Here is a 22664-nt window from a genome sequence, read left to right as displayed (position 1 = left end):
GCAGGACCTTCACCGGAGCGGTCGGCCTTGTCAGGCACCGCAGCGGATACGTACTGATCCGCTCTTTGCCCGGCGTCCGTTTCATCGCCGGACGGTGCATCACCCGACGACCCGGTCACGTCGCCTCATCGGTGGCAGGCAACGCCGTGCAATCCACCACGATCACGCTGACATTGTCGCGCGCGCCCCGCTCCAGCGTCAGCGCGATCAGCGCCTGGGCCATCGGTTCGGCACCCTCGGGCAGCGCCAGCATGGCACCCAGTTCGCTATCGGTGACATGCTCGGTCAGCCCATCCGAACACAGCAGCAGGCGATCTCCATCCCGCAGCGCGCCGCCGACCATGTCCGGCTGCGGCACGGCCCCGATGCCGATGGCGCGGGTGATGACATTGCGGCGCGGCGACTGACGTGCCTCGGCCGCAGAGAGCGTTCCGGCTGCCACCATCTGGGCGACTTCGCTGTGATCCTGGGTCAGGGGCGTCAATGCATGGTCGCGCCACAGATAGATCCGGCTGTCGCCTGCCCAGATGCAGGTCAACTCGCCACCGTGGATCAACAGCACCGCCAGTGTTGCGCCGACAGTCTTCAGCTGATGCGCGTCGGCATGGGCCAGAATGCGATGATGCGCACGCTCGATCCGCTCCAGAACACGGGCGCGCTGGTCCTGCGCGCTGACCGGCACGCCAAGCGAGGCCAGCTCCTCGACGATCATCCCGCTGGCCACATCGCCCGCCGCATGGCCGCCCATCCCGTCGGCAATGGCCCACAGGCCCAGATCCGGAATGGCAGTCAGGGCATCCTCGTTGTGGCTGCGCACGAGACCGGTATCCGACAGGGCGCCGGTGCGAAACTGGAACAGAACTTCGGTCGCGGTCATGCGGGATCCCCCTTGATGACAGTCCGTTCGACACCCGGCCCGCGCCCCGCCGCCATCAGCCATGCCAATTCGTCCGGTCCGGGCCATGACTGGCAAGCCAGAACGCCGGACCCGCCCTCCTGCGCCGAGAACCACCAATAGCTGCGGCAGGCAGCGGCATGCGCATGGTCGGCAGCGGCCATTTCCTTCAGAAGATCGCGCGCGACATGGCGCGCGTTCAGGGCCCAGAAGGTCGGCCAGACCGGCGTCGACGCATCGGGCGGTTGCGGCAGGTCCGTGGCCAGACGACCCGCCACGTCACGCGCGTCGAAACCGGGGGCTGCCAACAGATTGTCCAGCATGTCTCCCGCCGCCGCATAAAACTTGTCCGCCGGATCAGCGGTCGGTGGATGCCCGCCCGTTTGAAGCACAAGCAGCGGATAGCGCCGCCCGCTGCGATCGCGCGACGCCTGCCAGACACCCCGCAACGCCATCCTGTCGCACAAGGCCGGGCCGATCCAGAAGCTGATCCGGGGCGTCGCGTCGAATGCCTCCTGCCAGCCGTCGCCCGCAGCGTCGCGCCACTGGCCAAGCGCGGCCTGCATCCAGTCGCCCAACGCTGCGATCACCCGGTCCGGAAGGCCTGCCGCGATGAAATCGCCGAAGCCCGGATGCTTGCCGTAAAGCCCCGCCGCTCCGGACATCAGTCGATGCTCTGCGGGCATTGGAAGTCCCGAAGCTCGGACATCGTGAACGGGTTTGCGACAGCGTTGATGGTGAAATCATAGGTCACATTTCGCCCCCCCAGCACAAAGGTCGCCCGCAGCGTGTCGCCGCGCTGTTCACGATAGTTGGCCGCGTCAAGGAACTGCATGAACGTCCAGGAACTGCCCTCGAACCGCAGAATAGAATCCCGCGCCAGCGGCGGCGTCAGCTGCAACAGGGTCGAACGCCCCTGCCCGGGCCAGACGACCGTGCGCGACAAAGACCCGGTCGCCGTCTGCAAGACCGTGTCATTGATCGACAGGACGGCCGTTTCGACCGTCGGATGGGCGTCCACCTGCGCCACGTTAATCTCGACCGACGGCTGGCTGCCGCCGCCCGCGAAGAAGGCGCGGCGGATCCGTTCGGCCTGTTCGAACTGTCGCAAGGCCGTCGGCGACAGGCGCTGCGTGATCGGCTGGTCGGCCCGCCAACTCAAGCCATCATTGCTGCGTTCGACGTAAGGCTCCAGAAATTCGGTAAAATAGCGGTCCATCTCGCCGCCCGGACCGAAAAAGCGCGAGAAGTTGTCGATCGAGACACTGCGTGATGCATTGGTGAACGGATAGGACGAAGTGATCGTATCGCGGCAGAAAAAAGTGATCCGGTCGGTCAGCGCACGGTTCATGACCTCGATATTTGCATCGGACGCGCCCGCCCGGACATCGCCGTCGGCCTTGGTCACCATCCGCGCCAATGGCTCGGGCAGCTGGGAATTGTACTGGGTCAGCCCGTTCAGCAGGGTCGGCATGGCGGCGGCGGCCTGATCGGGGCTGTCCTCGGCCAGGCGCAGATTTTCCCAGATCGCGCCCAGATTGCCCAGCAACGTGTCCACGGGGCGCTGCCCCGGCTCTCCCTCGGCCAGCAGGTGCCAGTTTTCGAAAGCGGAGGATATCGCGTCGATCGGCGCGGTCACGCTGTTGGCCTCGCTGCCACCCGCCGGGGCGGCAGCGCCGGGCGCGCCGCGCGGTGCCTGCTGGGCGGCAGCGTCCAGCAGGATGCGCTGGACCCCCGTGGATCGCGACTGGATGCGCCCGGCCAACTGGTCGCCGATGGATGCGGCCAGCCCGCCGCCACCCTCGGCGGGCGCCGCCTCGCCTTCGGGCGCGACCGCACCCTCCAGCTGTTCATATTCACGGCTCAGCCGGGTCTGGGCCGCAACCTCGTTCACAAGGTTCAGGATCGGCGACCCTGATGCCGAGGCCGCGCTGCCCAGAACCGCGTATTGCGGCTTGTCCGCAACCAGCGATGCCAGTGTCAGATTGTCCAGAACGCCGTTCCAGGCGGCGATGAAGTCGGTGCGATAGCGGTCCATCAGGTCGCGGTCCAGCCGCGACAGGCGGCCCTCTATTTCCTGAGAGTCGCCCAGATCGCCCAGCACCCACTGATCGCGGCGCAGTTCGTCGGCAACGACGGCCAGCTGATCGTAGAAATAGCCCCAGAACCCCTCATAGGTGAATAGGGCGGGCACGCGCAGATCGGCCAGCGACCGACCATCCTGCGTGGCAAAGACCTGTGCGGCAGCGGCCCCGCCGACCGCCTGTTCCAGCTGCCAGTCCGCCAGGCCGGTCGCCAGAACACCGTCCTGGATGATCGCATAGGCCTGCTGGTCCAACGGCAGCTGCGCGATCGCCGCGCGGGCGCGTTCGACGGTGGCTTGATCCAGATCGAACAGCATTGCGCGAGTGTCGTCCAGCCGCGTCATGGCGGCCAGATGGGCCTTGAGCTGGTCGATCAGATCAAGGCCGGTCCGGCCCGGATATTCCTGCCGCCAGCTTTGGTCGAACCAACTCACGATCGCATCGTCATCGGTCGTGTCGCCCTGTTTGCCCAGCAGCAGATAGACCTTCAGCGCGCGATAGATCTCGGTCATCTCGCCCGAGGCGATGATGTCGGGGATGCGCTGCTCCAGATCCAGAATGAGGCGCGGGCGCAACATCCGTTCCAGCGCCTCGGCATAGCTGTCGGTGGCGACAAGGTTCAGGCGTTCGCGCTGCCCCAGGCCCAACCCCTCCCAGAAGCTGGGCTGCTCGCGGTCGCCATAGCCCGCCGAAACGGTCGCGATGTCGTTCAACAGAGGCACGATGGGGCGCAGATCGGTATCGCTGATCACCTCGCGGCGCAGCTCCTCGTCGGCGGCGACCAGATAAGCGGTGGTTTCCGCCTCGGCGGTCCGCACAAGACGCAGGTTCTGCCAATAGCTATAGCCGAACGCCCCGGCTCCGCCCACGAATGCCAGAACCAGCGCCGTCAACGCAGTGACGCGCAGCGCCAGGGCACGGCGCACCGCCCTCTGATCCTGGCTGACCCAACCTTGTTCGGGAAAGATCACGCCGCGCATCAGATCGTGGATGAAATAGCTTTTCCCCCGCCCGGACATGAAGCCCGCGCCGAAAGCCCCGACCGGCCCCTGCTGACCCATCGCGCCCAGCACCTGATCGACCGGGGTGCCCTCTTGCGTGCCAGAGGTAAAATAGAACCCGCGCAGGATCGCATTGGTCTTGTAACGCGTCGGCTCGAACACGCGCCGCAGCAGCCCGGCCACGTTGTCCCGCAGCAGCGTCATCTGCCCGGGAAGACCGAAGATGGCGATGCGGGCCACACCATCGGGTTCTTCGGACAGGCGGTCGATGATCTCGTCCGACAGACGCGACACGAGGCGGTCGAACTCGGCCGGGACCGCCTCGTGAGTGATGGCCTTGCGGTCCTTGGTCTGAAAGGTCACGCCCCAGACCAGCTTGCGCCGGTTCAGACTGAAGCTGGAAAAGTATTCCCGAAACCCGGCAATCAGGTCGGCCTTTGTGAACATCACATAGACCGGAAAATCGATCTTGAGCTGCTCGTGCAATTCGGCCAGACGCGCCCGCACGGTTTCCGCGTGCCGCGCAAGGCTGGCTTCGTCTCCGGTGATCATATCCTCGACCGAAAAGGACAGGATGACGCCGTTGATGGGGCGGTTCGGGCGGGTGCGTTTCAGCAAGCCTAGAAAGGCATCCCAGCTGGCCTTGTCGGCCACGGCGTCGCTGTCCTGAGTGGTATAGCGCCCGGCCGTGTCGATCAGAACCGCGTCTTCGGCGAACCAGAAATCCATGCTCCGCGTACCGCCAAAGCCCGAGATGGCATTGGTCTGGGCCACCGGAAAATCCAGGCCCGAATTGGCCAGCGCCGTGGTCTTGCCCGCGCCGGGCGGACCGATAATGACATACCATGGCAGGTCATAAAGCGATGAGGCGCCGCCTGATTTCTTCAGCACCGCCAGCGCCCCGGCCATCTTCTCGGCCAGAACGGCGCCGTCGCCGGTGGGCTCGGTCGGGACCAGCGCCTCCTCGATCCGGCGTGCCGCGCGCACGCGGCGACGCCAGCGGATCAGCAGAACCGTGGCAAACATCGCGAGGACGCCCACGATGATCCACACCCGCACCGTGACGCGGGCCAGCGGCGGCCATCCGGTCATCGGACCGCCGAACCAGATCGCCGCGCATAACGCGCCCAGCCCCAGCAGCGTGAAAAGCCAGCGCATCCAACCGGAATTGCGCAGGCGGGGCGTCGGGACATAGAGGCCAAACAGGTTCAATTCGCCGTCTCCGTCGGTTCTTGGGGCGCCACGTTTTCGCCGTCCGGGGACGCGGGTGCAGGGTCATAGCTGCCTTCGCGGGCCAGCAGGATCTCGACCCGGCGATTGGCCGACTGGCCCTCTTCAGTGGCATTGTCCGCGACCGGATCATCCTCGCCGCGCCCTTCGACGCGCATCCGGGCGGGGTCGGACAAAAGCGGCCCCAGAACCTCGGCCACGCCCTCGGCCCGGGCGGTGGACAGCTGATAATTGTCCTTGAACTGGCCACGTCCGGTCAGGGGCACGCTGTCGGTATGCCCCTCGATCAGGATGGGGCCACCTTCGGCATTGAGAACCTCGGCGATACGCGCGGCCAGATCGGCAAAGCCCGGCTTGACCTCCACCTGACCCAGATCGAACAGCTGCAGGTTGCCGACCCGGATCGCGATGTAATCGCCCTTGACCTCGACCCCCACCCGGCCATCGGCGATCTCGGACTGAAAGGCGGTGCGGATTCGGTCCAGTTGCGGGACCTCGGCGACGAAGGCGGGACCGGGATCGGTGCGGTCGATCTGCAAAGCCGGGGCGCCGCGATGAATGGCGCGCATCGTCTCGGCGGCGGCGGCACCATCGCGATTGATCAGCGTGGCGAACACCGCGAACAGGGCGACCAGCGCCGCCACCCCGACCCCCAACACCGCCGGCAGGGGGATGGCCGCGAACCGCCGCCCGCGATCCTGAACGACCGGCGTCCACATGACCGAGATATCCTCGTCCGGTCGCGGATTGACGCGGCGCAGGCTTTCATAGATGGCGCTGCGGATCCGCGACAGTTCGGCGGCCCCGTTCGGCATGGTGCGGAACTGCCCCTCGAATCCCAGCGACAGGCAGACCAGCATCAGTTCCAGCAGATTGTATTGCTGGGCGGGGGCGTGCATGGCCTTTTCGGCCTCCTGGAAAAAGCCCACGCCGGAATCGCGCTTGTGAAAGAACCGGGCGACCATCGAATATTGTTGCCAGTTGCCGCGATCGCTGCCGGGCAGGTTCTGCACGATGTCGTCGGCGGTGCCGGACAGCGCATATTTGGCCACCAGAGCCTCGTGCGGCGAGACGCCTGCAGCGACGGCATTGCGTTCGAAGCGGTCGATCTCGCGTGTCACATGCTCCATCAGCGGTGCGACCTGCAACTCCACCATGCCGGTGCGCAGCCGTCCCAGCAGGATCAGAAGGCTGGCCGCAGACGCAAGGATCGGGTTCGAGGATGACCCCGCCCCCAGATCGCGGACCTGCAACGCCTCGAACAGTGGAATGCGCGGAGCCTCGCGCGTCGGGGTCGACTGCGGCGCGGCGATGTCGGGGAAAAAGCCGCGATCCGGACCAGCCGCGCGACCGATCTGCCCCGCGTTGCTGCCCGGGACCGGCGCAGGGGCGGGACGGCCCAGCCAGGTTTGGCCCGGGCCAGCCGCGCCCATGCCCGGCCCCCCGAAGGGAGAGGCGCCATCGCCCTGCGGCGCGCTTGATCCCGGTGCGGGATACGGCGGAGAAAAGGGTGCCAGCGGTTGAGCCGAGGCAGGACTGCCATGTCCCCCGCCGCCCGGCACAGGCGGGCGGCCCCAGCCATCGGATGCCGGTCGCGGCCCCGGCTCGCGCGCCGGGTTGCTGCCCGGCAGCGGGCCGCCAAATACGGTTTTGTCGTCGTCCTCGCCTGCCATCAGCCCCTCTCAGGAACAGCCCAAAGGTCCAGCTTGAGATGCGGCCAGTCGCCCGCAAAATGCATGCCGATCGCCGGCGCGGTCGAAAACTCCCGCCACAGGGGCGAGGTTTTCTCCAGCTGGAAATAGACGTTCGTCGACAGCACCCTGATCTGGCGCGGCGGATTGGGCAGATGCTGCAACCCGATCCCCGGCAGGTTGTTGTTCACGATTTCGGACATGCGGGTGTTGGGGCCGACCTTGCACAATTCGGGGAACTGGCTTTGCACCTGTGTCAGCGGCTTGGCGCTTTCGACCTCGATCACGAACGTCGCCTCGCGGAACAGATTGCGGTCGGCCACCTCGGCCAGATACGAATTCTGGCGCACCTCGCGCAGCGGCAGACGGATCGCCCGGCCCACATCGCGCGACAGCAGCCGCTGGATATCGGCGACAAGGGGGCCGAAAGCCTCTTTCGGATTGTCGTGGTCATAGGCCGGATAATCGGGCGCATGGCGGCTGCCGATATCGAATGTCGCCAATTCGCCCGCCAAAGACAGCAGCGCGCAGTAAAGCCGTTCGGGATGGATGGCGAAGGCGCGAGACAGGTGGCGCAAGGGTCCGATACTGCGGTTCAGCGTCATCAGCATCAGATAATCGCTGGCCTGCAGCCCGCCCCCCGCCGAGGGATCGGTGGCATAGCGCGCCAGACTTTCCAGGCGCGCCTCGATCCAGCCGATGACCCGGGTCAGATAGCCCAGAATCTGCGGATGAGCGGCGATGACCAGCGCAGGGGGCGGAGAGGTCTCGTCCAGGGTCACGACACCGTCGCGCACTTCGGTGATGCGTGCCAGACGCAGGTTCTGATAGCCCGGACGCGGGGTCTTGCGGATTGCCACCTCAAGCCGGGGCACGGCAAGTTCCAGAACCTGTTCGGTGCGCATCGACGACGCGCTGTCGCTGACCGTTTCGGTCACGATCCCCCACCGTGTCGTCGCGCCTTCGTCTTCATAGGGCGACGCGTCCCGCATGTTGGGCGACACATCCGGCAATGTCAGCCAGACGAACTGGCCCGCTGCATCTTCGGGAACAGGCACCGCCAACGGCAGCGGACCCGTTCCCGGCGCGTCAAAGGGCGTCCCGTCGGGCAGGATGCCCGCCACGGCGCGCAGGGCCAGCATCCCTTGCTGTGCCTGATCGCGATCGATCGACAGCTCTGACAGACCCCATGGATAGGGCGTGATCAGACGCGTGCGCGCGTGGATGAGATTTTCGTGATATCGGTCGCCCTGTTGCAGATGCTGGGGTTGCAGAAACAACCCTTCTTTCCAGGCGACTTTGCTGAACCAGGACATGCGCGCGGTCTTCCTTTGGCGTTCGATTCCGTTTGGGGCAACAGGCCCCCTAAAGGCTATTGGCCGGCCTATGACCGGCCGCTCAGGTGGCGCCGGTCATGGTAACGGCTCAGAATTGCCAGCGAACCTGCCCCGTCACGCCAATGCTGTCCAGCGAATTGCCGTAGCGGACATCGAGGCGGGAACTGGTGCTGAACTGGCGCGCCCGATACCCCTCGCCTATGATCTTGATATAGTTCGCCCCCAGACTGAACTCGCCATAAGAGCCCAGATTGTCCGAGACCAGCCGTTGCGCATCGAACGTCGGGTCGCTTTCGTTCGAAAAGACGGACACGGTCGGATCGGCAAAATCCTTGTAGAATGTCGTCGTAGCGAACGCGTAGAGCGCCGTGTTCTGGTCCGGCTGCACATAGGTCCTTGCCAGCGTTCCGCCGATAAAGCCGATCTGACGTTCGCTGTCGTCGAAGCTGAGGCGATAATCATCGTCAAAGCGCACCGGGTCGGTAGACAGTCTGGACCAGGCAAAACCTGCGGTCGGCACAAAGCTCCAGCCGCTGTCCTGTCCAAGCGGAACGACATAGCTGAACGAGCCCGAAAGCGTATTTGCCGCACTGCTGAATTCGGCATTGTCCAGACCCAACCCGCTGCCGGTCGCAGCCACCGCACGGTTGCTGATGTCGAAATCGGTCAGCTCGTGGCGCAGCTGCAGGTCGGCCTGCATCCGCCCTCGGGTCGCTGTGGCATAGACCCCGGCATAGCCTTGCGTGAAATCGGCGGTCGTCACGCTGCTGAGGGTCGTCGAAAGGTTCTGGGAATTACGTCCATCGATGGCATAAATGGGTTGGGTGGTGCTGCCCTGGTTGACGCCGCCCAGCACGCCGAAAGCGGTATTCCAGCCTGCGAAGCGGCCGTCGAAACAAGCCAGATCACTGCCGACCTGAAGGCCATAATAAGTGGCGCTGATCTTGCTGTCGACGCTGCTGACGCCATTGTCGGTGGCGCCCTCTGCGGTGGCTGTCCCGCCCGTCATCCGGCCCCAGGCCCCCGCGCCACACGGCTTTTCTGGGTCCTCGAATGCCAGTCCGGTCACGAAGGGGCTGGTCGGTCGGTTGACGACCGACCCGATCAGGGACTGCGTCAGAGCGACATTGCCGAACAGCGCCCCGATGGCCGGGTTCGTCTGGCTGACCAAGGTCAGATCGCCGTTATTCGCAAGCTGTTCGACCGAAAAGACGATCCGCTCGGACGCCGCGAAATCGGTATTCGCAGAATAGCTGAACGTGTTTTCAGCCGCAAAACGTTCGTCCACGTCCAGCAGCGTCACCCGCCGACCGGGCTGCGAGACGGTCCCAGGTGTGGCCTGATTGAACTCCAGTCGCACGAAACCGTCCGCAGCCCCGCCGCGCACCTCGATCCGGTCCGCCGTCACCTGAGAAAGATCGACGTCCAGACTTACCGTCCCGTCGCCGCTCAGCCCGCCGACCTGCAGCACGTCGCCAACCCGGTTGCCGCCGGTCAGATCCAACTCACCGTTATTGGTCACCGTGCCTGTCACCGATGCCTGATCGCCCGAGACCGCCACGGTGCCTGCATTCGACAACGCGCCGTCCAGCCTGCCGCCAAGCGACAGGGTCGTGTCATCGGCTATGATCGTCCGCCCGGCCTCAAGTGTGCGCCCCGCGTCCACGGCATAATCCTGGCGAAGCGTCAGATCACCGCCGATCCGCACGTCATCGGCCAGGGTCAGTTGGCCCGAGACATAGTCCAGATTGCCGGTGACGCTGCCGAGGATCTGCGCTTGCCCGCGCGTCACAACCGATCCCTGCAGGACACCTGATTGCAGATAATATCCGCGATTGTCCAAGTCTCCAACAATGCGCCCGTCATTGATCAAGGTCGCGCCCGTCTCATTGGCGATCCCGCCATCGGCGGTCAGGACAGTGCCCTGGCTTACGGCCAGCGCAGCGCCATCGCCTTCGGCTGCGATGCCGACGTTCGCCGCGCTCGCGGCCCCTGCCGCGTTTATGAGGGTGCCACCAACGGACAGATCGCCGGTGGTGGTCATGCGGCCCTCGTTACGGACATTGCCGCCGACGGTGCCCGACAACCGCGCCACATCGGTGCTGAGCAGTCCGCCACCGATGCTGCCGGTCCAGATCAGCTGGCCGCGGCTTTCGACGCTGCCTGTGATCTGGCCGCTGCCCCCCAGAGTGCCGCTGCTGGCCACCGATCCGTCCAGCATCCCCGCCACCGACATCGTGCCGCTGCTTATGACAGGGCTGTCCGATGTCAGCCGGTCACCCGCATTGATGCTGGTCTGACTAGAGTTGACCAGCCCCGCGACCGCAAGATCGCCAGCCGTCTGCAGGCTGCCGCTGTTGTCCACGGCCACCGCGTTGCCTTGGATGATCGCGGTGCCGGTATTGACAAGGCTGCCGACGATGCTGCCGTCGCCCGACAGCAGACCGTCATTGCGGATGTTGCCGCCGATGGTCCCGCCGGTCAGGCCGATCTGCGCCCCGACGGCATTCTGCACATTGCCGCCCAGACTTCCGGCGACGGTGATCGTACCGCCCTGATTGTTCTGCGTGTTCACGGCGGCGACGGTGCTGCCCGCGCCGATCTGCACATCGCCCTCATTCACCAAGGAACCCAGGCCCGTTACGCTGCCGGTGACGCCGGATTGACCGACGATCAGGCTACCATTGTTGACGATGTCGTTGCCCGCGCCGTCCAGATCGGCCAGCACGCCAACCGAACCTTCGGTGCCGTTGCGCAGATCGCCGTCCAGAGCCGCATCGCGCCGATAGACTAGATCGCCGTCATTCGAGACGGCGCCGACCAGATCGACCCGGCTGTTATCCACCTGCGAGCCGTCCTCCAGCACAATCTCGTCAGCCTCGATGGTCAGGAAACCGCTGCCGCTGACCTGCACCACACCCGAGTTGGTAAAGGTCCCGTTCTGCACGCTCAGCGTGACATCGGGCGCGGTGCCGGTCAGATCGATCATGCCGCGATTGGTCAGATCACCCGCGATGCTACTGTCGCTGACGATCTGGATTAATCCGTCCGCCGCATTGGTCACGTCCGCCACGACAGTCGCGCCGTCCAGCGCAATCGTGCCGCCCGCATCGTTGCGCACGCCGTCCCCGGCAGTCAGCCTGCCGTCCAGCGCAATCGTGCCGGCATTGGTCACCGCGCCCTGAACATTCAGCGCCTGCCCAGCGCCGACCTGCACCGTGCCGCCATTTGCCAGCGAGTCGACCGCGAGCGCCCCGCTCATCGCAAGCGTGCCGATGTTGGTGACAGCGCCCACCGACCCCGAGATTTGCGCCGTGCCGCTGTTGGAAAGCGGCCCGGCCACAGTCGTGGACCCGCGCAGCGTTCCCGCATTCTGGACCGCGCCATCGATCCGGCTGCCGGTGGTCAGGGTGGTCGTGCCCCCTGCCCGGTTGCGCAGATCCCCCGCCAACGTTCCGCCAAGCGCCAGATCGCCGGTATTGGTGACCCCGTCCGACGCGGTCAGGACGTGACCCGCGGCCACGCGCGCCTCGGCGCTGTTATCCAGCCCATCCACGCTCAGATTGCCGGTGGTGGTCAGCCGACCGCTGTTGGACAGCCCGCCACCGATCGTGCCGCGCAACCGAGCCTCGGCCGCGTTCTGCACATTGCCGGTGATGGTGCCGTTCGTCAGATCCAGACGGCCCGTCGCGCCGTTGGTCAGATCGCCCTGCAAGGTGCCGCCGATGCTGGCCTGACCCCGGTTCTGAACGGCGCTGTCCACTTGCAGCGTCGTGCCCGAACCGACCACCAGATTTCCGCCCGAGATCAACGATCCGACATCCAGCCGACCCTGTGTGCTGAGAGTGCCGGAGTTGGTGACCACCCCGGCCTGCCCGCCCAGGGTGGCCGTTCCACTGTTCGACAGTGCCCCGGTGATCGTTCCGGTTCCGGACAGCGCGCCCGCATTGGTTACCGGGCCCTCGATGGTGCCGCCGCTCAGGCTGATCTCCCCACCCTCACCGTTGCTGAGCGACCCGGTCAGCGTTCCACCGACGGCGATCTCGCCCCCCGTCGCGTTGCTTGTCTGGGTGGCCTCCACACGGCTGCCTTGGGCGATGGTCAGACGACCACGGTTGGTCAACGTCGCGACATCACGCAATTGCCCGTCGCGCGCCGCATCGCCCACCTCGATCAACCCGTCATTCGTCACGTCGAAACCTGCGGCATCAAGATCGGCATAGATGCCGATGGATCCACCCTCGCCGTTGTTCAGTTCGGCCGTCAGACTGGAATCCTGATCGAAATCCAAACGCGTCACGTTCAGGACGCGTCCGATCAGTTCGACGAACCTGTTGCTGATCGGGCTTTCCAGAATGATGTCCTGTGCGATGATCGTCAGCCTTCCGCGGTTGATCGATTGCACCAGACCGCGATTGGTAAAGCTGCCCCCCTCGACCTCAAGGCTGGCTGTGCCGCCCTCGGTCATCTGGATGGTCCCGGAATTGACCACGTTGCCGCTGACGCTGGACGTGCCGCTGACCGTGACGACGCCGTCCTGATCATTCAGCAACGTGCCTTCGACCCGTCCACCGGAGAGATTCAGTTGCGCATCCGCCAGGTTGCGGAACTGCCCCGCAGCCGAGGTGACCTGCATCGTGCCGGACAGATCGACCCGTCCGGCATTGGCGATGTCGCTGGCCGATCGCAGCGTCGCATCAGCCTCGACCACTGTCAGGCCAGAGGCCGTGTTTTCCAGACCCGCGAGGTCCAGCAAGCCGGTGGCACGAACCTGACCGGTATTGACGACAAGACCCTGGACGAGTCCCGCGCCGCGCAGCACACCATCATTCTCAATGTCGCCCGAGACCGTGCCGCCCGCCATCACCGCAGTGCCGCCCTGATCAATGCGCAAGCCGCTGTCCAGGCCACCACCGACCGACAGGTCGCCGCCATCCGCAACCCGGCTGGACTGCGCCTGCAGGCGCGTCCCGGCTGTGATCACCGTGGACCCGGACGAGACGAAATCGCCGACATTGACGACCTCGGCCGGAACGCCCGTCGCGGGACCCGTCGCGATGGTCAGCGTGCCGTCATTCGTGATGTCCTGATCTGACGCATCGAGTTGCGCCGACACCTGAATGGTCCCACCGTCGAGGTTGATCAACCCATCGCTGAGGCGTGTCGCCGCGGTGACCAGAAACTGACCCGCATTGTCGATCCGCCCGACCAGTTCGATCAGGGCCGTATCGATGACCGAGCCCTGCTGAAGCTGGAACAGGTCAGCAAGGATACGCGCCGTCCCGTCCCCCCGCCGGATGATCTGGCCCGAATTGCGGAAGGTAAAGCCGGTCAGATCCAGCTCGGTTTCGTCGTCTGCTGCGATGGCTAGCATGGCGCGATTGTCCAGATCGCCCGCGATGCGGCTGCTGGCCGCGATGGTCAGTTGGTCGTCGTTGACGACATCGCCATTGATCTGCGCGTTTGTCAGCGTCAACGCACCGCGATTGGTAAGGACCGACCCGGAGCCCTGCAAAGTGGCCGTCCCGGCAATCTGCATGACAGCTTCGTTGAAGATCTGACCGGTTGCGGTCAGCGCGTCCCCCGTTCCCACCGTCACGCGACCCACGCCCGTGTTGGTCAGATCGCCAAGCTGCAACTGCCCGTTGACGTCCAGCGTCCCCAGATTGGAGATATCGCCAGCCATACCGGCCAAGACCGCATTCCCGCTATTGCTCAGCGTGCCGTCGATCCGGCTGGCCGGGTCCATGGTCAGGCGGGCATTCAGCGTGTTGCTGACATCGCCGTCGATAACGCCCCCTTGCAGCGTAACGACCCCGTCGCCCAGGTTGCTCAGCGTCTCTGTTGTCGAGACGCGGCCACTGACGGTCAGGGTGCCGCTGGTCGTCAACGGGCCTGCGACGGCCAGCGTGTCGGCGGCATCGACGGTGACCGCGCCAATGCTCGTAACGCTGTCGGCCCGCAGCAGACCGGTCAGATCCAGATCGCCATTGTTCGTCAGCGCGCCGACCGTGCCCGCAAGATCTGCCGTGCCGTCATTGCTCAGATCGCCATCGATGGTGCCCCGGCTGGTCAGCAGGCCGGCATTGCTCACGGCTCCGACGATACGCCCCGACCCGGCAATAACCGTATCGCCGCCCGCCTGATTGACCAGATTGCCGCGCAGCCGTCCGTCGATCGTCACACTGCCCGTGTTATCCACCCATTCGGAGGTCGTCAGTTCACTGCCAGTGGCGATGGTCACCTGCCCGGAATTGCTGATCAGATCCGCGTCGAGCAGCCCTGTTGTCCGCAGCGTGCCGCTGGTCGTCACATTGTCCAACCTGCCCCGGCCAATCAGTTGCCCCCGGTTGTCCAACGACCCGGCCAGCGCTCCGCCCTGCATGTCCAGGGTTCCCACCGCCGTATTGACCACGGAACCGGTCAACTCGCCCCGCAGGATGGCTGTGCCGTCGTTCTGCATGCCGTTTTCAACACTCAACTGATGACCGGCACCCACGGTCACCTGACCCGTATTGCTAAGCGTGCCAGCCGCCAGATCGCCCGAGGTGGTCAGCGTTCCCGACGATGCGATATCCTGGACCGATCCGGCAAGCGCTGCCGTGCCCGCATTGACCAGCTGGCCCGCAATCTCGCCCTCGCCGGTCAGCCCGCCCGCATTGTCGACAGGGCCGGTGACGACGCCCCCGTCCAGCACCAGATCACCGCCAGCCGCGTTCCGGACCTCGCCTGTGATTTCACCGCCGATGGTCGTCGTGGCACCATCCTGGTTGGTCAGCAGCTCGGTCGCCAGCGTGCTGTCTTCGCGGACCGTCAGATCGCCGGAATTGTCAAAAACGGCGACGCCGGCCAGGTTGCCGTCATCGCCGTTGGCGCCGATCTGGAAATCGCCCTCGTTCGTGACGTTGAAACCGTCGGCATCGACATCGGCCATGACCCGGACGCGGCTGCCATCCGCGTTGTTCAGATCGCCCCTCAGCACGGTGTCGGCGGTATAGTCCAGACCTGCCGCATTAAAAATCTGCCCAATCAGATTGACCAAAGCCGAATCGATATCCGTCAGCAGCTCGATCCGGTCGGCGATGATCGTCAGTTGCCCGCCATCGGTCGACGTGACCAGACCACTGTTCGTGAAGGTGCCACTTTCCAGCTCCAGCGTCGTGTCGTCCGAGCCGGAATTCACCATCGTGCCGTTGTTCACGACATTGCCGGCCACGGTCGAGTTGCCCGCCAGATCGACGGTCCCGTCCTCGTCGTTGATCAGATCGCCCTGCAGACGCCCGCCGTTGAAATTCACCTGCTGCGTCGCCTGATTGACCAGCCGACCGGCACCCGTCGCGATGTCCAGAGTCCCTGTCAGGTTGATCACACCGGCATTCAGGATATCGGTCGCCGCGCGCAGGATCGCCCCCGTGTCGATGGAAACCGTGCCGCTATTGTCCAAAGCCGCGACACTCAGATCGCCGGTCGCCGTCACAACACCCAGATTGGTCAGCGTCCCGTCGATCAGTCCGTCGCCCTGCAGCTCGCCTTCGTTGGTGACAGCGCCCGCGATGACGCCGCCCTGCAGCTCGACCTCGGCATCGCCGTCGATCTGCAGCGTGGTCTCCAGCCGTCCGGCGACCTCCAGAATCCCCTCATCCTCGATCAGCGTATTGTCCGCCTGCACCCGCGTGCCTTCACCGATCTGGATCTGGCCGTCCGAGGTCAGATCGGTCAGGCCGGTGATGGCACCTGCCGTTCCGGCAAGCGCATCGGCCTCGGTCCTGATCACACCGTTGTTTTGAATCGACAGGCCGTTCGCGTCCAACTGGTCAGACAGGATCAGCTGACCGTCTGCGTCGTTCAGCATATCCTCGGTCAATTGCCGCGCGGCCGTCACCAGCAACGTGCCGTTGTTCTCGATCCGGCCGATCAGTTCGACCACACCCATATTCAGGGTCGAGCCCTGTTCCAAAGCAAAGAGATTGGCGAGAATACGAACCGTGCCCGACCCCGTGCCATGGACCTGACCCAGGTTGGTGAAGGTCGCATCACCCAGATCCAGCTCCATCGGGCCCGATCCGGTCACGGCAATCTCGCCCTCGTTGATCAGATCACCTGCAAGGGTGGTCGTCGTCAATGTCTCCAGATCCGATGCGAATTGCAGGACGCCGTCCTGTTCGTTGCGCAGGCCCCCGGCCAGCGATCCGCCCTCCAGCACGATGGTGCCAGTATTCGTCGTCTCTTCCGCGTCACCGTCGAACGTCACCGCGCCCGAGAGAAACAGCGTGCCCGCATTGACCAGCCCGTCGCGCGCGATGTCCATCGATCCGCCGCTTTCGATCCGCAATTCTCCCTGCTGATCGGTCAGGCGATCAACCCGAAGATCCCCGGTCACTCTGGCCGTCCCGGTTTCGGAAATCGACAGATCCTCAAGGGTGCCGTTCAGCAGGGCTGTACCGTCAAGGTCCAGATCGCCCTCGATCACTCCGGTGCTGATCAGGGTGATCGTCGCATTCTCGGCGACGGTCGCATTGCCATCATGCCGGTTCCTGACGATTGCGGTCGCGCTGTCCTGAACCCTGAGTGTGCCGGTGGTCTCTCCGCTGCTGTCCAGCGTCGCGTCTTCCGTGACGGTCATGCTACGATTGGCAGTCTGCTCTCCGGTAAAATAGACGATTCCGTTGCCGGCCACGATGGCCCGGCCACCCAAATCGCTGCTGACAGTGAGGGTTGATTCCGAGACAAGCTCAAAGGTCACCGCGTTGAGAAAGTCCCCGATCGTGCCGCCGTTCAGCGTGAAGCCCGAACCCTCGGCCCGGATCGTGCCGGGCAGGACGGTGCCCTCGATGTCCAGCACGATGCCGGCGGGATCAGCGAGCTCTGCGGGTCGCAAAACGGCGGTGTCCCCGCGTGACAGACTGTCGTGGTTGTTGCCGTCGATATCAGACCAGATCACCGATCCCGACGCCCATGTCCCGGACCCGGGATTGATCCCGCTGTCGGCGCTTTGATCCACGTTATCAAGATAAAGGACATCCTGCCCCAAAGCCGGGCCTGGCAGAAAGATGACCGGCGCGGCGCTTATCAGCGCGGTGCTGATCAGAAGTCTGGCAAGGCAAGCCTGCGACACGGCGCGGGACGAAGAGGAGGTCATCATGAATGTCTCTTCCAGATCTTAACGAAGGGAACCAATGATCGGCATCGGCGGCAATTGCGCGATTTGCACATTCGGCACAAACCACGGTCTTCTTCTCAGTCAAACAGCAAATTTTCATCAACTGTTAACTTTTCTCTAACCGTCGCGATCTTGCCGCAGCCGGTCGATGGCCGCGACATAGGCGCGGATCCGGGCCGGCACTTCGACGGGCGCCGGAACCGCTGCGGTCGCACGACCCGTCATCTTGCGGTCCGCCCAATGCTGCAGATCGCCGATGGTATAGCCGCGCAGGAAGGGGTTCGCCCCGACCACGGCGGCCCCCATGACCTGCTGAACGCTGGCCTGCGGATCAGCCCGCAGTGCCATATCGGCGCCCGCAGGTCCCAGAAAATGGGCCAGATACAATCGCCCCGGGGTGATCGCATGATTGCGGCTGCGCAGGAATGCCTCGTTCTCCTGCGCCAAGTGGCGGACCATCTGGCGCGACAGATCGGGATCAAAGCGCAGATCCAGCAAGGCTGCCCGATCAAGGCTCTGCGCCAGATCAGGGCGATAGCTGGCCATCATCCGCAGCCATGTCGATTCGATGAATTGCCCCAGCCCGGTCGCACTGGACAGCGGATTGCGCGCACGCGCATTGCCCGCGCTTTCCACGGTGATGATGCGCCCGATCAGCGATTCGACCGCATCCGAGGCAAGAACCTCGCCCGCGCCGCTGAGATAGGGGATCGGATCGACCGGCACGCCGTCGGACAGCAGCTGAAATCCTAACCCCGGTTCGGCTTGCCCCGCAGCCCGGGAGACGGTGCCGATCACTGTCCCGCGCGTGACCTGCCCGGATTGTGCCACCTGCACGGCCACCGGCCCGACCCCGTCATAGCGTGTCGCAAAGCCGCCCTCATGGGTGATCTCGATGCCTGCGGGGGCTGCACCGGATGCTGCAATCCGGGTGATGCGCCCATCGCCTGCGGCGGTGACCGGCGTGCCCTCGGGCGCCGACCAGACGACCCGGCCACGCCCCGGATCATCCGCGTCAGCCCCGGGTGCCGGGGGCACGAAGCGCTGCGTCAGCACCCCGGCAACCGGGGGGGACAGGGTCGCGCCCGCGCTGCGGATCTGGACGCGGGACGAAGGCACATAGCATTCTGTCTGGCCCTGCGCCGCCGCCACGACATAGCAGCGCCGCTCTCCTCCGGGGCCGCTGATGCCGATGAACAGGATGCCGCCGGGGCGGATCAGCTCTCCCTCCCCGGCCAGGATCAGCGTCAGCCTGTCATCCGGGTCCGCAAGGCTGTCCAGATCATGGACCTGGGCCATCATCGCGATCGCCTCGCCCACGACGTCCGAGGAGAGGCTGTTGCGCAACGCCGCCGCATAGATCAGATCCAGCAACCGCTGCTGCGCCCCGGCCCCGTCGGGCGCGCCCTCGCGGCGGGCCATCAACTCGTCCAGCAGTGGCTGGTCGGCCCAAGCATCGGCGGCTGGAACCAGTTGCCCCGCCGCCGACAGCGCGAGCGAGCCGACATAGCCCTGCATGTCATAGACCGACAGCTGGATCACCTCGCGCCTGCCGTCGCGGCTGCGATAGCGCAGCGCCAGCACCGCGCCGGGGGGCAGCTCGTCCGGCAAGGACAGCCGGTCGGCGATCCGATCCGACAGCAGCTCTGCCGCCGTCGCATCGAACCCGTTCTGGACCAGCAGATCGGACAGAGGCGTGGCGCGGGTCGTCTCCAGAATAAGCTCTCGCCACAGCCCCACGCGCTGCGGCGTGTCGCGCAAAAAGCTGACGCTGCTGGTCGCACGCTGATCTGCGGGCACGCCGACCTGATCGGCTTGTGCCGACTGGGACAGCCGGCCCTGACCGCGCTCGGCCCGGAACAGCGCGAATTCCTCGCGCGTCGAGGGCAGGCTGGGCACAAGCCTGCGGTCGCGCGGCATCAGCGGGCTGTCCATCACGGTCACCATCGATCCCAGACCGATCAGGCGGGGTTCAGCCATCAGATCGGCGGGCAGGACCTCGGCTGCGATCTCGCCGGCCTCATCGCCCTCCGGTGCCGGGATGATAAGCGGATCGCCGCGGATGTCGGCGAAGGTGTCGCGGCGCACGACCGGAGCGATGTCGAATTGCGATTCGACCTGCACCAGCTGCTGATCCAGATCGCCGCCCGGCCACAGATCCGCCAGCCGCGACAGGTCGGGCTGCCAGACCCGCCCGACCAGCACGACAGCAATGGCCAGACCCGCCAGCAGGCTTCCCGTGCGCAACGCCGCCACACGCCTGCGCCGCTGCCGCGCGTGGCGGCCCATCTGGCGAAAGCGCGGATCGATCTGGTCCGGTTTCATCAGCGGAAGACGCCGGTGCCCATCAACCCCGGATTGATCTGCCGCGGCGCGCCTGGGGATTGCGACGGCGCAGCTGCGGGCGCCGTGCCGCCACTGCCCGCCGGTGCCGCCCGGGGCGTAGAGGTCTGGCGCGCGGCTGGCTGAGACGGCTGGGACGGGCTGGGGGCCGAGGTCGCAGCCACCGGCGCAGGCGGGGGACAGGTCACGCTGTCGGCGCCGATGATCGCACGAAACAGCGCAAGATCAGGCTGGAGATTGGCCTCTGCCGCGCCTCCCGCCTGAGCATAGCGCGCCAGCGCCGCCACCGACCCGCCGCCCCAATCGCCGTCGATGGCCCCTGAATAGCACGCCATCCGGGCCAGTTCAGACTGGATCGCGGCCTCTTCCTGACCCGGATCGGGATCAAAGGCGCCCTGCCCCAGAAGCCGCGCGAACATCGCGGCGTCGCGATTGCGGATCGCGTCTCGCGCGGGGTGCGGAAGGCCATAGGGGCCGCGCGGCCCCGCCGTCAGCAGCACCGCCATATCGCCCACAACAATCGAAGGACGCGGCAATCCGGGGCGCAGTGGTTGCGGCTGATCGAATCCCGCCAGAGGCAGCGCCAGGGCCGCAGGATCGGGCGCAAGGCTGGCGGTGATGACCCCGTCGCCCGTGGCCGGCAGCCCCGTCTCCAGCGGCATGGCCGAGATGACCAGCCCGCCCAAGGGGTCTTCGGCCCCCTGCTGCGCCCAACCGCCTGCCGGACCGATCATTATGATCGCCACGGCGAGCCCGGTCAGGGGGCCGCAAGAAGGGGTGCGGGGGCGAAGACGGCTCATCTGCGAAATCAATCCGGTCTTGGTGTCACGAACACGGTCCAGTTTTTCTGACCCATGGTATCGATCTCGATGAAACGCGCATCCAGAAAGCCACGCAACAGGCAATCCTGCTGGCCAGAGATATCAAAGCGTCGCGGCGCGACGCACATCGGGATCGATCCGGTCAGAACCTCGTTGCCAAAAACATCGGCGGCAAAGACGTGATATCGACGCTCGTGCAACGTCTGGCGCAGGAGGGTCGCGCATTGGTTGGGCGCGACACGCCACCAGCCCCGCGTCTGCACCTGACCCGCCCCTTGCGGCGTGCCAATGGCGACATTCAGCACATCGAACGACTGGTTGCACAGGCGCAACCCCGCAGCATGACCCACCGCCGGACAGGCGGCGATCCACGCCGTCGCAACAATCAGGGGGATAGCGCGCATTTGGAATTCCCCGTACAGACGAATTGAGCGAATAGCGGATCGATGCTAGGCTGTGAAGCGGTTGCAAAGGGATGGGCCCCATGAATGCAGTGATGATTGGCGCAGCGATGCTTGTCACAGGGGGCGCGGCCCTGGGCGTTGCCTTCGGGATGGATCATCTTGCGACAAGCAGCAAGATGGACCTGACCCTGCCCACCAGCAGCACTCCCTTTCTGACAGAGCGTCAGCCAGTCAGGGCCGCAGTTGCGCCGAAACCCGCCATGGCCGCGCCGATGCCCGATGTTCCCGCGCCACCCGTCATCGAACAGGCCGCAATCCCGACGGCATCAAAACCTGGCCTTGCCGTATCCGATCCGCTCACCACGCCCCTTCTTGCCCGCGACAGCTTTGCCGCCTTTGACCAAGCCGGTGCGGTCAACACGCTGCTGCCAATCATCCCCACGCCCCTTGACGCGGGCGCCCCGGCGCAACGCAATGCGTTCACAGAGATGCCGTTGATCGGTGTCTATCGCTGATTTCAGAAAGAGGATTTCCAATGACAGCCTTTGCCAGGGCGCTGACGCTTGCCGCGCTGACGTGGGGATTGCCCATGACGGCCGCAGCGCAGACCGCGACCTCGACCGAAACCCCGGCTTCGACTGATGCCACCTTGCCGGACGCTGCAGATCAGACTGCCGCCACGGCTGCGGGATCGGGCAGCGTCCTTCTTGACCTGAACGGCGCCACAGCGACCGAGGCGGGCAATTGCCGCCTAACCATGGTCACCACCAACCGGCTGGACAAGGGCCTGACGCGTGCCGCATGGCAGGTTGCCGTGTTCGATGCCGAGGGCGTGGTGCAGGCCTTGCCGATTCTGGATTTCGGCGCACTGGCCCAAGGCAAGACCAAGGTCGCCCTGTTCGAACTGCCGGGCTCGGGCTGCGACGCGATCAGCCGGATCATCGTCAACGATGTCGCCGAATGCCGGGCCGAGGATGACAGCGACCTGCGCGAGGTCTGTCTGACCGGTCTGGCGACCCAGACCCGCACCGCAATCGATTTCGGGCTCTGATCCCGTGTTCGCGTCCCTGTTCGCCGACCTTCCGGTGGTCAGCTATGTCGTGTTCGCGGCCCTTGCGGCGCTGTCGCTTCTGACCCTGACGGTCGCGATCTTCAAGATCGCACAGTTCACGCGCATGGGCGTCGGACGCCGCAAACCGGCGCAGGACATGCTGGACGACTGGCTGAACGGTCGCCCCGACGAGGCGCAGCGCAAGGCCAATGCCGGCGGCTCGGTTCTGGCACGGGTGCTGGCCGCCGTCATGTCGGGCCTGCGGGCCCGCCCGGCCGAGCCCGCCTATGGCGAGGAACTGGCGCGGCAGGTGGCCCTGGCCGAGCTGATCCAGATGGGCGCCCGCATGCGGCTGTTGGAGGCCGTCGTGCAGATGGCGCCGATGTTGGGCCTGCTGGGCACCGTGATCGGGATGATCGACGCCTTCGGCAGTCTGGCTCAGACACAGGAAATCGCCGATCCGCGCCTGCTGGCCTCGGGGATCTGGACCGCGCTGATGACCACGGCGGCGGGGCTGGCCATCGCGCTGGTGGCGTATTTCGCCGCCGCCTGGCTGGAAGGCCGGATCGAAGAAGAACGCCAGTCGATCGAACTGGCCGTCTCGACTGCGATCCACGGTCGGATCGCAAGCCCCGCGCGGGCCTGAG

At 65.6% G+C, this 22664-nt stretch carries 12 protein-coding genes; 3 read left to right on the top strand and 9 right to left on the bottom strand.

Going from position 1 to position 22664, the window contains the following annotated elements:
• Positions 1 to 115: 115 nt before the first annotated feature.
• The 9 genes from ACJJVR_RS04770 to ACJJVR_RS04730 all read right to left on the bottom strand — a co-directional run bounded on the left by ACJJVR_RS04770 (position 116) and on the right by ACJJVR_RS04730 (position 20966).
• Positions 116 to 877 (bottom strand): PP2C family protein-serine/threonine phosphatase, encoded by a 762-nt coding sequence (locus ACJJVR_RS04770; protein WP_405402656.1) that lies wholly within the window; start codon positions 875 to 877, stop codon positions 116 to 118.
• Entirely contained in the window at positions 874 to 1581 is a 708-nt protein-coding gene (tagF, locus tag ACJJVR_RS04765) for a type VI secretion system-associated protein TagF (RefSeq protein ID WP_405402655.1), read from the bottom strand. Before tagF ends, ACJJVR_RS04770 begins: the two co-directional genes overlap by 4 nt.
• Complete coding sequence (tssM, locus tag ACJJVR_RS04760; protein ID WP_405402653.1) at positions 1560 to 5192, bottom strand: type VI secretion system membrane subunit TssM; 3633 nt, start codon at positions 5190 to 5192, stop codon at positions 1560 to 1562. Before tssM ends, tagF begins: the two co-directional genes overlap by 22 nt.
• Positions 5189 to 6883: a type IVB secretion system protein IcmH/DotU gene (gene icmH, locus ACJJVR_RS04755; protein ID WP_405402651.1), complete on the bottom strand. Its 1695-nt coding sequence runs from the start codon at positions 6881 to 6883 to the stop codon at positions 5189 to 5191. Before icmH ends, tssM begins: the two co-directional genes overlap by 4 nt.
• Entirely contained in the window at positions 6883 to 8217 is a 1335-nt protein-coding gene (gene tssK, locus ACJJVR_RS04750) for a type VI secretion system baseplate subunit TssK (protein ID WP_405402650.1), read from the bottom strand. Before tssK ends, icmH begins: the two co-directional genes overlap by 1 nt.
• 109 nt (positions 8218 to 8326) lie before the next feature.
• Positions 8327 to 17380 (bottom strand): hypothetical protein, encoded by a 9054-nt coding sequence (locus tag ACJJVR_RS04745; RefSeq protein WP_405402649.1) that lies wholly within the window; start codon positions 17378 to 17380, stop codon positions 8327 to 8329.
• A 135-nt stretch (positions 17381 to 17515) separates the two neighbouring features.
• On the bottom strand, positions 17516 to 19723 hold the full coding sequence (locus tag ACJJVR_RS04740) for a peptidoglycan DD-metalloendopeptidase family protein (protein ID WP_405402647.1): 2208 nt from the start codon (positions 19721 to 19723) through the stop codon (positions 17516 to 17518).
• On the bottom strand, positions 19723 to 20541 hold the full coding sequence (locus ACJJVR_RS04735) for a hypothetical protein (protein WP_405402645.1): 819 nt from the start codon (positions 20539 to 20541) through the stop codon (positions 19723 to 19725). The genes ACJJVR_RS04740 and ACJJVR_RS04735 overlap by 1 nt, the downstream gene beginning before the upstream one ends.
• Positions 20542 to 20549: 8 nt before the next feature.
• Positions 20550 to 20966 (bottom strand): DUF1036 domain-containing protein, encoded by a 417-nt coding sequence (locus ACJJVR_RS04730; RefSeq protein ID WP_405402643.1) that lies wholly within the window; start codon positions 20964 to 20966, stop codon positions 20550 to 20552.
• Between the two features lie 176 nt (positions 20967 to 21142).
• On the opposite strand from ACJJVR_RS04730, the gene ACJJVR_RS04725 reads away from it, so the two are divergent.
• The 3 genes from ACJJVR_RS04725 to ACJJVR_RS04715 are packed head-to-tail and all read left to right on the top strand — an operon-like array spanning position 21143 to position 22663.
• Positions 21143 to 21481, top strand: a complete 339-nt coding sequence (locus ACJJVR_RS04725) for a hypothetical protein (RefSeq protein WP_405402641.1) — start codon at positions 21143 to 21145, stop codon at positions 21479 to 21481.
• A 20-nt stretch (positions 21482 to 21501) separates the two neighbouring features.
• Positions 21502 to 22017: a hypothetical protein gene (locus ACJJVR_RS04720; protein WP_405402640.1), complete on the top strand. Its 516-nt coding sequence runs from the start codon at positions 21502 to 21504 to the stop codon at positions 22015 to 22017.
• Between the two features lie 4 nt (positions 22018 to 22021).
• Positions 22022 to 22663 carry a MotA/TolQ/ExbB proton channel family protein gene (locus tag ACJJVR_RS04715; protein WP_405402639.1) on the top strand — a complete coding sequence of 214 codons (642 nt, stop codon included), beginning with the start codon at positions 22022 to 22024 and terminating at the stop codon, positions 22661 to 22663.
• The last annotated feature ends 1 nt before the right edge of the window (position 22664 follow it).

This window comes from Paracoccus sp. Ld10 (assembly GCF_045064235.1).
Lineage (GTDB): Bacteria > Pseudomonadota > Alphaproteobacteria > Rhodobacterales > Rhodobacteraceae > Paracoccus.
This window is presented reverse-complemented; position numbering and strand designations above follow the sequence as displayed.

Coding starts and splice junctions, on each gene's coding strand:
- ACJJVR_RS04770 (WP_405402656.1), bottom strand. CDS start 877: ATGACCGCGACCGAAGTTCTGTTCCAGTTTCGCACCGGCGCCCTGTCG.
- tagF (WP_405402655.1), bottom strand. CDS start 1,581: ATGCCCGCAGAGCATCGACTGATGTCCGGAGCGGCGGGGCTTTACGGC.
- icmH (WP_405402651.1), bottom strand. CDS start 6,883: ATGGCAGGCGAGGACGACGACAAAACCGTATTTGGCGGCCCGCTGCCG.
- tssK (WP_405402650.1), bottom strand. CDS start 8,217: ATGTCCTGGTTCAGCAAAGTCGCCTGGAAAGAAGGGTTGTTTCTGCAA.
- ACJJVR_RS04745 (WP_405402649.1), bottom strand. CDS start 17,380: ATGATGACCTCCTCTTCGTCCCGCGCCGTGTCGCAGGCTTGCCTTGCC.
- ACJJVR_RS04740 (WP_405402647.1), bottom strand. CDS start 19,723: ATGAAACCGGACCAGATCGATCCGCGCTTTCGCCAGATGGGCCGCCAC.
- ACJJVR_RS04735 (WP_405402645.1), bottom strand. CDS start 20,541: ATGAGCCGTCTTCGCCCCCGCACCCCTTCTTGCGGCCCCCTGACCGGG.
- ACJJVR_RS04730 (WP_405402643.1), bottom strand. CDS start 20,966: ATGCGCGCTATCCCCCTGATTGTTGCGACGGCGTGGATCGCCGCCTGT.
- ACJJVR_RS04725 (WP_405402641.1), top strand. CDS start 21,143: ATGGACCTGACCCTGCCCACCAGCAGCACTCCCTTTCTGACAGAGCGT.
- ACJJVR_RS04720 (WP_405402640.1), top strand. CDS start 21,502: ATGACAGCCTTTGCCAGGGCGCTGACGCTTGCCGCGCTGACGTGGGGA.